The 12363-nt window shown below is 64.3% G+C and carries 15 protein-coding genes; 8 read left to right on the forward strand and 7 right to left on the reverse strand.

Annotation, left to right across the window (positions count from 1 at the left end; genetic code table 11):
- Positions 1 to 159 precede the first annotated feature (159 nt).
- The 8 genes from IPM49_07825 to IPM49_07860 are packed head-to-tail and all read left to right on the forward strand — an operon-like array spanning position 160 to position 6128.
- Complete coding sequence (locus IPM49_07825) at positions 160 to 669, forward strand: RNA polymerase sigma factor (protein ID MBK9274431.1); 510 nt, start codon at positions 160 to 162, stop codon at positions 667 to 669.
- Positions 666 to 2150, forward strand: a complete 1485-nt coding sequence (gene crtI / locus IPM49_07830; GenBank protein ID MBK9274432.1) for a phytoene desaturase — start codon at positions 666 to 668, stop codon at positions 2148 to 2150. The genes IPM49_07825 and crtI overlap by 4 nt, the downstream gene beginning before the upstream one ends.
- Positions 2147 to 2989, forward strand: coding sequence for a squalene/phytoene synthase family protein (locus tag IPM49_07835; GenBank protein MBK9274433.1), 843 nt, complete (start codon positions 2147 to 2149; stop codon positions 2987 to 2989). The genes crtI and IPM49_07835 overlap by 4 nt, the downstream gene beginning before the upstream one ends.
- Positions 2989 to 3543, forward strand: coding sequence for an isopentenyl-diphosphate Delta-isomerase (gene idi / locus IPM49_07840; GenBank protein ID MBK9274434.1), 555 nt, complete (start codon positions 2989 to 2991; stop codon positions 3541 to 3543). Before IPM49_07835 ends, idi begins: the two co-directional genes overlap by 1 nt.
- 29 nt (positions 3544 to 3572) lie before the next feature.
- Complete coding sequence (locus IPM49_07845) at positions 3573 to 4925, forward strand: deoxyribodipyrimidine photo-lyase (protein MBK9274435.1); 1353 nt, start codon at positions 3573 to 3575, stop codon at positions 4923 to 4925.
- Positions 4926 to 4931: 6 nt separating this feature from the next.
- Positions 4932 to 5093 carry a hypothetical protein gene (locus IPM49_07850; GenBank protein MBK9274436.1) on the forward strand — a complete coding sequence of 54 codons (162 nt, stop codon included), beginning with the start codon at positions 4932 to 4934 and terminating at the stop codon, positions 5091 to 5093.
- A gap of 4 nt (positions 5094 to 5097) precedes the next feature.
- A complete protein-coding gene (locus IPM49_07855) occupies positions 5098 to 5592 on the forward strand; it encodes an SRPBCC family protein (protein ID MBK9274437.1) in 495 nt (164 codons plus the stop codon).
- Positions 5589 to 6128 carry a sterol desaturase family protein gene (locus IPM49_07860; protein MBK9274438.1) on the forward strand — a complete coding sequence of 180 codons (540 nt, stop codon included), beginning with the start codon at positions 5589 to 5591 and terminating at the stop codon, positions 6126 to 6128. Before IPM49_07855 ends, IPM49_07860 begins: the two co-directional genes overlap by 4 nt.
- Here the strand turns inward: IPM49_07860 and IPM49_07865 are convergent.
- The 7 genes from IPM49_07865 to ccoS are packed head-to-tail and all read right to left on the reverse strand — an operon-like array spanning position 6074 to position 12307.
- Positions 6074 to 6766: a sulfite exporter TauE/SafE family protein gene (locus IPM49_07865; GenBank protein MBK9274439.1), complete on the reverse strand. Its 693-nt coding sequence runs from the start codon at positions 6764 to 6766 to the stop codon at positions 6074 to 6076. The two genes, IPM49_07860 and IPM49_07865, sit on opposite strands and share 55 nt — an antisense overlap.
- A complete protein-coding gene (locus IPM49_07870) occupies positions 6763 to 7191 on the reverse strand; it encodes a FixH family protein (GenBank protein ID MBK9274440.1) in 429 nt (142 codons plus the stop codon). The genes IPM49_07865 and IPM49_07870 overlap by 4 nt, the downstream gene beginning before the upstream one ends.
- On the reverse strand, positions 7188 to 8615 hold the full coding sequence (ccoG, locus tag IPM49_07875; GenBank protein ID MBK9274441.1) for a cytochrome c oxidase accessory protein CcoG: 1428 nt from the start codon (positions 8613 to 8615) through the stop codon (positions 7188 to 7190). The genes IPM49_07870 and ccoG overlap by 4 nt, the downstream gene beginning before the upstream one ends.
- A 1-nt stretch (position 8616) precedes the next feature.
- The gene (locus IPM49_07880; protein MBK9274442.1) at positions 8617 to 9780 is read right to left on the reverse strand and encodes a c-type cytochrome; all 1164 of its coding nucleotides are present in this window, start codon (positions 9778 to 9780) and stop codon (positions 8617 to 8619) included.
- A complete protein-coding gene (locus IPM49_07885; protein MBK9274443.1) occupies positions 9777 to 9971 on the reverse strand; it encodes a CcoQ/FixQ family Cbb3-type cytochrome c oxidase assembly chaperone in 195 nt (64 codons plus the stop codon). The genes IPM49_07880 and IPM49_07885 overlap by 4 nt, the downstream gene beginning before the upstream one ends.
- Before the next feature lie 22 nt (positions 9972 to 9993).
- Positions 9994 to 12126: a cytochrome-c oxidase, cbb3-type subunit I gene (gene ccoN, locus IPM49_07890; protein ID MBK9274444.1), complete on the reverse strand. Its 2133-nt coding sequence runs from the start codon at positions 12124 to 12126 to the stop codon at positions 9994 to 9996.
- 4 nt (positions 12127 to 12130) lie between these two features.
- A complete protein-coding gene (ccoS, locus tag IPM49_07895; protein MBK9274445.1) occupies positions 12131 to 12307 on the reverse strand; it encodes a cbb3-type cytochrome oxidase assembly protein CcoS in 177 nt (58 codons plus the stop codon).
- Positions 12308 to 12363: the final 56 nt, after the last annotated feature.

Here is a 12363-nt window from a genome sequence, read left to right on the forward strand (position 1 = left end):
CTTGTATACCACTGATGATCAATTCGTTAAACCCTGTTCGTCAGGGGAATGTCATGTTTGTTCAATCTTCAGAAGAAATTCTTTGACAAAAACTTGGAAGAGATGATCTGTGCCCCTACTTTTGTCCAACACTCGATCAATAACCTTAAACAGACGACCATGTCCACCCTAGAGTTCCAGCAGCATTTGGTCGGTCTCCGACAGCAACTGTATTACTTCGCATTGAGCCTGACGAAGGACCGCGACGACGCCCTTGACCTCCTGCAGGAGAGCACGCTGCGCGCGCTCACGTTCCAGGAGAAGTTCAAGGAGAACACCAACCTGAAGGCATGGTTATACACCATCATGAAGAACACCTTCATCAATGACCATCGCCGCCAGAAACGCACGCGCGTGCTGATGGACAGCGTGGAACGGGAGCGGACGACGGTGCGCCGGGTGCAGACCCCGGCGACGGCGGAGAGCCGCATGGTGCGTTCGGAACTGGACCGCAGCCTGGAGCAGTTGGACTCCACCTTCCGCGAGCCGTTCGTGATGCATCATGAAGGCTACAAATACCATGAGATCGCGGACCACCTGGGCATTCCGGTGGGCACTGTGAAGAGCCGGATCCACCAGGCCCGTCAGCGCTTGATGCGCATGCTCACTGACAAACCACTGGCCGCTTGAGCCGTTCCGCCCTCGTCATCGGTGCCGGATTCGCCGGCATCTCCGCGGCCGCTGCGCTGGCCAAGCGCGGCTTCGATGTCACGGTGGTGGAGAAGAACGCCACACCGGGCGGCCGGGCGAGGGTGCTGAGGGAGAACGGCTACGTGTTCGACATGGGCCCCAGCTGGTACTGGATGCCCGATGTGTTCGAGCAATGGTTCGCCCAGTTCGGCCATCAGGTGAGCGACCAGTACGACTTGGTGAGGCTCGACCCCTCCTATCAGGTCATCTTTGGTGACGATGATGCCTGGTCGGTCCCCGCCGACGGCAGCGCCCTGCGGGCCTTTTTCGAGCAGGTGGAGCCGGGCGCCGGGGCACAGCTGGAGCGCTTCCTGAGCGAGGCCGGCGTGAAGTACGAGCTCGGCATGCGCGAACTGGTGCATCGACCGAGCCTGAGCTGGGGTGAGTACGCCCATCCCAGGCTCATCACTGGCATCCTGCGGAGCGCGGTGTTCCGCTCGCTGCGGGCCCATGTGGCGGACCACTTCAGAGACCCACGCCTGAGGAAGCTCATGGAGTTCCCGGTGCTCTTCCTGGGCGCCACCCCGGCCCGCACCCCGGCTCTGTACAGCCTGATGAACTACGCCGACATGGCGCTGGGCACCTGGTACCCGATGGGTGGCATGGGCCGCATCGTTGAAGGCATGGTGCGCGTGGCAGAAGCACAGGGTGTACGATTCCTCTATGACCATCCTGTGGACCGCATCCTGGTGGAGAACGGACGCACCGTGGGCGTGCGCACCAGGGCCGGCGAGCTGAAGGCCGACGTGGTGGTGGCCGGAGCCGACTATCACCACGTGGACCAGCACCTGCTCCCCGCCGAGGCGCGGACCTATTCGCCGGCCTACTGGAACAAACGGGTGATGGCCCCCTCCTCGCTGCTCTTCTACCTGGGCTTCGACACCCGGCTGAAAAAGGTCCTGCACCATAATCTGTTCTTCGACGAGGACCTGGACCGGCACGCGCAGGAGATCTACGATGCGCCTCAGTGGCCGAGCCGGCCGCTGATGTACGTGTCCGCCCCGTCGGTCACGGATCCCGGCATCGCACCACAGGGCCACGAGAATGTCTTCGCCCTCATCCCCATCGCACCCGGCCTGCCCGACGAGCCGGAGGTCCGCCAACGGTACCTGGACCTGGTGCTTGACCGGTTGAGCCGCCATACCGGTCAGGACCTTCGGCGTCATCTGGTGCACCGGCGCAGCTATTGCATCAATGACTTCGAGCAGGACTACAACGCGTTCAAGGGGAACGCTTACGGACTGGCGAACACCTTGCGACAGACCGCTGTTCTGAAGCCCAGGATGAAGAGCCGCAAGGTGGCCGGTCTTTACTTTACCGGGCAGCTCACGGTGCCAGGTCCCGGCGTGCCGCCAGCCCTCATCAGCGGGCAGGTGGTGGCCGGTCTGGTGGACAAGGACCTTCAACGCATGCCCGCATGAACACCATCGCCCTGTACGATGCGGTGTGCCTGAAGGCCAGCAGGCATACCACCTACAGCTACAGCACATCCTTCTCGCTGGGGATCCGCTCGCTGGACCGGCGCTACCACGATCCCATCCACGCCATCTACGGCTTCGTGCGCTTCGCGGACGAGATCGTCGACACCTTCCACGCGCACGACAAGGCCACCCTGCTGAACCGGTTCCGGCTGGACACCTACACGGCCATCGCCGAGGGCATCAGCCTCAACCCCATCCTGCACAGCTTCCAACAGGTGGTGAACCGCTACGGCATCGAGCGCGAGCTGTACGACACGTTCCTGAACAGCATGGACATGGACCTGCGGGACACGACGCACGACCGTGGTAGCTATGAGCAGTACATCCTGGGCAGTGCCGAGGTCGTGGGCCTGATGTGCCTGCGCGTGTTCTGCGAGGGTGACGGCGCCTTGTACGACCGGTTGCGCACCCCGGCCATGAGGTTGGGCGCGGCCTTCCAGAAGGTGAACTTCCTGCGCGACCTGAAGGACGACCACCTCAACCTGGGGCGCACCTACTTCCCGGGCGTTGACGTGAGCCGGATGGATGACGCGACCAAGCGGGCCATCGAGGCCGACATCGCGGCCGATTTCGACGCGGCCATCCAGGGCATCCGCCAGTTGCCGCGCGGCGCGCGTTTCGGGGTGTACATCGCCTACGTGTACTACCTCAACCTCTTCAGGAAGATCAAGGCGCTGCCCACCGAGCGCATCTTGCGCGAGCGTGTGCGCGTGCGCAACCGGCGGAAGATCGCCCTCCTCACCACGAGCTATCTGCGTCACAGTTTCGGCCTGCTCTGATGGTGACCGTGCGCGATCTGAAGGACCAAGTGGTGCTGGTGGACCGGCATGACGCCCCCATCGGCACACGCGACAAGCTGGAGGTGCACCGCACCGGAGAGCTGCACCGCGCCTTCTCGGTCTTCGTGTTCGATGCGGAGGACAGGCTGATCCTGCAGCAGCGCGCGCTGGACAAGTACCACAGCGGTGGCCTGTGGACGAACACCTGCTGCAGTCACCCGCGCCCCGGAGAAACCGTCGGGGAGGCGGCCGAGCGGCGGCTGCGCGAGGAGATGGGCATCCACTGCCAGGCGCTCGAGCACCAGTTCACATTCATCTATCGCGCCGAGATGGGCAACGGGCTGGTGGAGCACGAGTTGGACCACGTGCTGTTCGCCCGATACACCGGGGACGTGCGGCCCAACGACCGCGAAGCGATGGCCTGGCGCGCGGTGACCGACTCCGAGTTGGACCAGGAGCTGCGGACCTTGCATGACCGGTTCACCGCCTGGCTGCGCATCTGCTGGCCCATGGTGAAGGAGCGGCGCGGCGCCGTGTTGCGCCGTGCGGTGTGATCCCTGCGGCCCCTCCACACCTCGTTCCCATGAGCTTGACACGCCCCGCCGTCACCATCCATTGGTTCCGTCGCGACCTTCGGCTGGAGGACAATCACGGTCTCTTCCGGGCGTTGAGCGAGCATGGCGAGGTGCTTCCCCTGTTCATCTTCGACACGGACATCCTCGACCGTCTGGAGGACAAGCATGACCGCCGTGTGGACTTCATCCACCGCACGCTGGCCGGTCTGCAGGAAGAGCTCATCGGGCGGGGATCCACGCTCCTGGTGGAGCACGGCCGGCCCATCGAGGTATGGAAGCGCCTGCTCGACCGGTACGAAGTGAAGGTCGTCACCGCCAACCACGACCACGAGCCCTACGCCAATGAACGCGACAAGGCCGTAGGCGATCTGCTGGCCTCGCGCGGCATCGCGTTCCGCACGTTCAAGGACATCAGCATCTTCGAGCGCAGCGAGGTGGTGAAGGACGACGGGGGGCCGTACACCGTGTTCACCCCGTACATGCGGAAATGGCGGAGCCTGTTCCGCCCGGAACATGCCGAGGCCTTCCCGAGCGGGAAGCTGGTCGGCGCGTTCCATCGGATGGAACCACTGCCCCTGCCCTCCATCGAACAGGTCGGCTTCGGACCGACGGACCTCCGGATCCCTCCGACCAGCGTGAGCGACGAGCTGCTGCGCCACTACGAACGGACACGCGATGTTCCCTCGATCGATGGCGCAAGCCGCATGAGCGTGCACCTGCGCTTTGGGACGGTGAGCGTGCGCGAGCTGGTCCGGAGGTCCTTCGCCACAAGCCCGAAATACCTCAACGAGCTCATCTGGCGCGAGTTCTACATGCAGGTGCTCTGGCACCACCCGCATGCCGTGCAGCGCGCCATCAAGCCCGGCTACGACCGGATCGCGTGGCGAAGGGATGAGGAGGACCTGCGGGCATGGAGCGAAGGGCGCACGGGGTATCCCCTGGTGGATGCCGGCATGCGCGAACTGAACGCCACCGGACTGATGCACAACCGGGTGCGCATGGTGGTGGCCAGCTTCCTCACCAAGCACCTGCTCCTGGACTGGCGCTGGGGCGAGGCCTGCTTCGCCGCAAGGCTGCTGGACTTCGAGCTCAGCAGCAACAATGGAGGCTGGCAATGGGCGAGCGGTTCGGGCTGCGATGCGGCCCCGTACTTCCGCGTCTTCAATCCCGCCCTGCAACAGCAGAAGTTCGACCCTCAGTTAAAATATGTGAAGCGTTGGGTGCCCGAAGCGGGTTCGGCAAACTATGTGCAGCCCATGGTCGTTCATGAAGTGGCCCGACACCGCGCGCTGAAGGCCTATGCCGAAGCGCTGCGCGACGGTCCGCGACGAACCGAAGCACAACCTCAACTGTTCAACTGAACGACCATGCCCCGCAAGAAGAAAACACTCATCCTCGCGCAACCCGTCCGCGAGGGCATCGACCGCATCAAGGTGCGTCTGGACGCACGCACGGTGATCACGCTTGCCAGCCGCAAGGCGCTCGAGTTCTGGAAACAACGCTATCCCAAGGCCGAGGTGATCGGCTGATGCGATGAAGGTGCACGTGCTGGAACGGTCGCAGGTGCTGCCGATACCCATCGAGCAGGCCTGGTCCTTCTTCAGCACCCCGCGCAACCTGTCGCTGATCACCCCGCCGGAGCTGGGCCTGAGGATCCGCGAGCCCTTCGACGACCGGGCGGCCCATGATGGCCAGTTGATCCGCTACACCGTGCGCCCCTTGCTGGGTATCCCCCTGCCCTGGCTCACACGCATCGAACGGGTGAGCGCTCCCACCCACTTCGCCGACACGCAGTTGCGCGGGCCTTACGCGCGCTGGTATCACGAGCATCGCTTCGAGCCCGTGGAGGGGGGCACCCGCATGCACGACCGTGTGGAATATGCGCTGCCGCTGGGTCCGGTCGGCGCGCTCATGCATCGGCTGGTGGTGCGGCGGCGGATCGAGCGCATCTTCGACTTCCGACGTCAGGTGTTGGAAGGGCTCTTCCCCGCATCACCGGAGCATCACGCACGAACCATGGCGGCATGAGCATCTGGGGCATCCTGTTGGTGATCGTGGCCACCTTCGTAGCGATGGAGGCGGTGGCCTGGGCCACGCACAAGTATGTCATGCACGGCTTCCTCTGGTCCCTGCACAAGGACCATCACCACAAGGACCACCACGGCGCCCTGGAGCGCAATGATTGGTTCTTCGTGATCTTCGCCCTGCCCTCGATGGCCTTGTTCGTGCTGGGTGGCCAGCTGGGAGCCCACACGCCCTGGGGATGGATGGGCCTGGGGATCCTGCTTTACGGCATCGCCTACTTCCTGGTGCACGAGGTGTTCATCCACCGCCGTCTGCCCTGGTTCCGCGACACGCGCAACCCTTACCTGCTGGCGGCGCGCCGGGCGCACAAGATGCACCACAAGCACCTGGGCCGTGAGCACGGTGAGTGCTTCGGCATGCTGGTGTTCCCGATCCGGTTCCTCAGGGAGATGCGCCGTCGCCGCGGCACTTCAGGGGTCGCGCCTCAGGGGCAGGCCTCCATGCGCATGGGCACCTCCACATCTGCAGGGCTGAGGTAGGGGATGTCCAACGCCAGACCGCGCACCAGGAGCAGGGCCGCCATAAGGGCATAGCCTGCGGGCGCCCAGCGGGTGAGGCGGGCCCGGAACCGGGCACCGAGCGACACGCCAGCGAACCGCACGGCCACCAAGGCAGGCCAGGTGCCCGCCCCGAAGGCGGCCATGAACAGCGCACCGTCCATCGGTCCTTCCTGCGCAAGCGCACCAGCCACGGCCACGTACACCATCCCGCAGGGCAGAAGTCCATTGAACAGGCCGGTGAGGAACACCGCGGATGCACTGCTCCTGCGAAGGCGGCGTGCGACCGCGGAACGAAGATGGGCCACCCAGGCCGCAGGCACCCAGGGGCGATGCAGGAGGGCGGAAAGGGCCGGCACCACCAGTACGGCGAGCATGAGCACGGCCAGCGCGATCGCAACGAAGCGCTGGATGCCGGCCAGGCCCAGACCGCGACCGAACAGCCCGAACAGGGCCCCGATGGCCATGTAGGTGGTCACCCGACCCATGTTGAGGAGCACGGTGGTCCGCACCGGTGCGCCGCCCTGGCCCACGGCCAGATGCAACGGGCCGCACATGGCCACACAGTGAGCGCTGCCCAGCAGACCCAGAACGAAGGCCGGAACGAGCACGGCGATCACGGCACCACGATGCGTTCCTCCACCAGGCCCGTGCCCGTCGGACCGGTCCATTCAAGCTCCGCCTTGTACATCCCGCGCAAGAGGTCGTTCACCGGCACGGCGCACCGGCCATCCGCGCGGCACAGCACCTCATACGCCCGGTCGGCTCGTTCATCGGACGGCCGCTGCAGACGGAGGGTGGCGCGCGCCGGTGCGTCACCTTGGAACGCGATGTGGAGCGAATCGCCCTCCACCTGGAAGGCCACGCGGTCCGCCCCCGCGCGATGGAGCTTATCGAGCCGCTCCTGGTAGCGGAGCTCCTGGGCGTAATAATCCTCCGCCACGAGCTGCTCCTGCTCCTGGATGGCCTTGACCATGAATCCCGCCATCAGCGCGATGAACGCCATCATGGTGAGCGTGACCCCTGTTCCCCAGCTGAATCTCATGGTGTGTTGGTGTTGATGGGTCCGACGAAGGTGGTGGACACATCCTCCAGCAGACGGTCGTCGGTATAAACCCCGATGTTGACCTTGGTCTTCATGCCGCTCATGGCCGAAGGGTCCAGGATGATGAACAGGCTGCCCTGCGCCAGCGCCGCGGGTTGCAGCTCGATCTCCTTGCCCACCAGCTCGATGGAACCCTCCACGTTCTCCAGGACGAAGCGGATGGGCATGTCGCGGGAGGTCTTGTTCACCACCTTGTAGTTGTACAGGTTGCTGATGCGTCCGTCCGGGCGGGTCTGGTAGAGCATCCCGGGTGTCCGCAGCACGGTGGTCTCCACATCGCTGCGGAGTACGATGAGGGTGAGGATGACCGCGATGAGCACGGTGAGGACGGCACTGTAGGCCTTCATGCGGCCGGTCCAGCGGAACGGCTTCCGGTCCGCGATCTCCGCCTCACTGGCGTAGCGGATCAGTCCCTTCGGCAGGCCGACCGAGCTCATCATGTGATCGCAGGCATCGATGCAGGCGGTGCAGTTCACGCACTCGAGCTGGGTGCCGTTGCGGATGTCGATGCCCGTGGGGCACACGTGCACACAGGCCTTGCAGTCGATGCAATCGCCCTTTCCGACGGACCCGCGGTCCTCGCCTTTGCGGAAGTGGGCGCGTTGTTCGCCGCGGACCCGGTCGTAGGCGATCACCACCGACTGGCGGTCGAGCAACACGCCCTGCAACCGGCCGTACGGGCACACGGTGGTGCATACCTGTTCGCGCATGAAGGCGAAGACCCCGTAGAAGACCAGCGAGAAGCCGAACATGGCGGCAAGCCCGCCCAGATGCCGCCCGGGCGGTTCGGAGACGATCTGGATCAGCCTGTCGCTGCCGATGATGTAGCCCAGAAAGGTGTTGCCGATGATGAAGGCCACCAGGAAGAACAGGACATGCTTGGCCGACTTGCGCATCAGCTTGTCCCCGTCCAGTTCGCGTTTGTTCAGGGCCTGCTGCTGCTTCCAATCGCCCTCGATCCAGTACTCGATCCGCCGGTACACCAGCTCCATGAAGATGGTCTGTGGGCAGGCCCACCCGCAGAACAAGCGGCCGAAGGCCACGGTGAACAGGGCGATGAAGACGATGCTGGCGATGAAGCCGAGGACGAAGAGATGGATGTCCTGGGGCCAGAAGGTCTGGCCGAGGATGACGAAACGACGGCCCAGCACATCCAGCTGCAACAACGGCTCCCCGCTGATGCGCAGGAAGGGCCCCACCAGCAGGAAGGCGAGCAGGGTGTAGCCGAACGCCAGGCGTCGGTTGAACCACTTCCCTGAAGGCTTCTTCGGATAGACCCAGACCCGCTTGCCCTGCTTGTCGACCGTCGCGATGGAATCGCGAAAGCTCTCGTCCACGGCCGGGTTCCCTTCCTTGCTCTTCATGTCACTTGAGGGCCGCCACGGCGATGCTGTCCGCTGCGACCACCGCGGCACTGTCCGCCGGTGCTGTCGTGGTCGCGTCCTTCCACAGCTCGCCCTCCGGGGCCTTGGCGTTCGGCGGGTTGGAACCGTGGAGCTTCAGGATGTAGCTGGCCACGGCCTGCATCTCCACGGGCTTGAGCTGGGTCTTCCAGGCGATCATGCCCTTCTCCGGCACCCCGTATTTGATGGTCTTGAAGATGTTGTGGATGCCGCCACCGTGCTTCCAATGGTCATCGGTGAGGTTCGGTCCCACACCGCCCTCACCCGCACCGCCGTGGCAGGCCTTGCAATAGGCCTCGTAAGTGGCCCGTCCACCTGCGATGGAGGCATCATCCGTGAGCGCTGTCACGTTGGTCTCATCCACCATGCCGGCGAACTGCGCCAGATAGGCGTCCACATCGGCCTTGGCCTGGGCCATCTCCTGCCGATACTCCTCTTCCTGGGTGGGCCATATGTCGAACACGTGCACGTTCAGCAGGAACACGACGCTCCAGATCACCGTGCCATAGAAGAGCCAGAGCCACCAGGGCGGCAGCACGTTGTCCAGTTCACGGATGCCGTCATACTCATGGTGCATCAGCACATCCTTCTCCTGCTCCACCTTCACCGAGCGGGTGAGGCGCTGGAGGATGGTGTCGGCGAAGGTGGGACCCTCTTCGGCCGCCGGCGCGTCGACGTCCACGTTGCCCGACAGCGTGCGGGCCATTCCGCGCACCACGGAGAGCTGGCCCACGATGATGGCGAACAGGATCGCGTTGATGGCGATCAACCACCACATGAGTGCCTGCACGGAGATGAGCGCCGTAGCCATGCCGGTGGCCGCGTGCAGATCGGAGGAGGCACCGAGCCCGAGCAGGACGGGCAGCACGGCGGCGCGTCGGCCCTTCAGGTAGTCGGCCCACGCGGTGCCCGTGCCGCCCAGGGTGCGCAGGATGCCGGACAGCGAAAGAATGATCACCACCTGCAGCACGGCGACCGCGAGCAGCAGATAGGCGGTCTCCATGGAGGCCGGTGCGGATGCGGCGGTGATGGCGGCGTCGGTGGCCTGCGCCCGACCCAGGGTGGTGCTGAGCATGGCTGCTCCGAGCGGCAGCAGGCGTTCCTTCCAGGAGGTCATGGTCTTCATGGATGAAGCGTTCGATCGGTGGGGATGTCGGAGAAGGGAAGCTCCTCCAGGTGCTTGATGCGACGCCGGTCGCTCGTGAGCACCAACAGGCTGGCGGCGACGAACACCGTCAGGAAGATCACGAAAGCCAGGAGCGGGAAGAGGTCCACACCCTCGATCGTGTTCAGGTGGTGCTTGATGAACTTCAGCATGAGCGTTCGGGTCTTCGGGTGATCACTTCGCGGCGGTGGCCTGTGCCGGGGCCTTCGGACGGATGTCCGTGCCCAGGCGCTGGAGGTAGGCGATCAGCGCCACGATCTCAAGTTCAGCGCTCGTCTCGATCTTGTCCTTCCTGAGGCTGGCGACGATGGCATCGGCCTGTGCCGACAGGTCCGCGTTCGCCTGGTCCGCGTAGCCCTCCGGATACGGCACACCAAGGGTCTGCATCGCACGGATCTTGGCGGGCGTGCTGGCCACATCGATGGGCTTCTCATACAGCCAGGGGTAGGCCGGCATCAGCGAACCGGCGCTCATGCTCGTGGGGTCGAACATGTGGTAGTAGTGCCAGCTGTCGGGATACTTGCCTCCCACACGGTGCAGGTCGGGTCCGGTGCGCTTGCTGCCCCACTGGAAGGGGTGATCGTAAACGAACTCGCCCGCCTTGCTGTACTCCCCATAGCGCTCGGTCTCGCTGCGGAAGGGCCGTACCATCTGGGAGTGGCAGGTGTAGCAGCCTTCCCGGACGTAGATGTCCCTTCCCTGCAGTTCGAGCGGTGTGTAGGGCTTCACGCTGGCGATGGTGGGCACATTGCTCTTGATCAGGAAGGTGGGCACGAGCTCGAAGACCCCTCCGATGGCCACCAGTACGAGGCTCACCACGAGCATCTGGATGGGTCGGCGCTCGATCCAGCGGTGCCAGTGACCGGCGCTCTCCCCGGCATACGTCTTCTCCAAGGCGGGGGCCTCGGCCTCCTCGTCCTTGATCAGACGGCCGGCGGCCACGGTACGCCACACGTTGTAGACCATCAGCAGGGCGCCGGTGAGGTACAGCGTTCCACCCAGGCCGCGCAGCCAGTAGGCGTACTTGATCTGCAGCACGGTGTCCAGGAAGTTCTTGTACACCAGGTAGCCGTCCGGGGTGAACTGCTTCCACATCAGGCTCTGGGTGAACCCTGCGAAATAGAGGGGTACGGCGTAGAACACGATGCCGAGGGTGCCGATCCAGAAATGCGCGTTGGCCAGACCCTTGCTGTACAGCTTGGTCCCGAAGAGGCGCGGCACCAGCCAGTACACCATGCCGAAGGTGAAGAAGCCGTTCCAGCCGAGGCCACCGACGTGCACGTGAGCGATGGTCCAGTCCGTGAAGTGGCTGATGCTGTTGAAGAACTTGGTGCTCAGCAACGGCCCTTCGAGCGTGGCCATGCCATAGCAGGTGATGGCCACCACGAAGAACTTCAGGATGGGATCCTCACGCACACGGTCCCACGCACCGCGCAGCGTGAGCAGGCCGTTGAGCATGCCGCCCCAACTGGGCGCGATGAGCATGATGCTGAAGACGGTGCCGAGGCTCTGTGCCCAGTCCGGAAGCGAACTGTAGATGAGGTGGTGCGGACCGGCCCAGATGTAGATGAAGATGAGCGCCCAGAAGTGGATGATGGAGAGCTTGTAGCTGTACACCGGTCGGTTGGCCGCCTTGGGCATGAAGTAGTACATCAACCCCAGGTAGGGCGTGGTGAGGAAGAAGGCCACGGCGTTGTGGCCGTACCACCACTGCACGAGCGCATCCTGCACACCCGCATACCAGCTGTAGCTCTTGAAGAGGTTCACGGGCACCTCGAAGCTGTTCACGATGTGCAGCATGGCCACGGTGACCCATGTGGCGATGTAGAACCAGATGGCCACGTAGAGGTGACGCTCCCGCCGCTTGAGGATGGTGCCGAACATGTTGACACCGAAGACCACCCAGATGAGCGTGATGGCGATGTCGATCGGCCACTCCAGTTCAGCATACTCCTTGCCGGTGGTGAGCCCCAGCGGCAGGCTGATGGCGGCGGCGGCGATGATCAGCTGCCAGCCCCAGAAATGCACCCAGCTCAGCAGGTCGCTGAACATGCGGGCCTTCACCAACCGCTGGAGGCTGTAATAGACGCCGGCGAAGATGCCGTTGCCCACGAAGGCGAAGATCACCGCGTTGGTGTGCAATGGGCGCAGGCGGCCGAAGGACAGCCACTCGGCGATGTTCCAGGAGGGGATCACCATCTGGAAGGCCGCCGTGAGGCCGACGAGCATGCCCACGATGCCGAAAAGGATCGTGGCCATCAGGAAGGCGTTCACGATCTTGTTGTCATACTTGAAACGCTCGATCATCGCTTCACTTGGTGTTGTTCGACGGGTTGGTGGGGACGGCCGGCCGGTCATCACCCAGCATGCGCACGGCGGGCGACCGGTCGTCCTCGTACTGACCGGAGCGCACCGCCCATGCGAAAGCGGCCAGGAACACCACCGCCACGATGGTGCTGGCCGCGATCAGAAGAAAGATGACGCTCATGGGGCTCGGTCCGGGCCCAAAAGTCACGGACGTGTCATGCACAAGGGCTGACGGAC

This window comes from Flavobacteriales bacterium (assembly GCA_016715895.1).
Lineage (GTDB): Bacteria > Bacteroidota > Bacteroidia > Flavobacteriales_F > PHOS-HE28 > PHOS-HE28.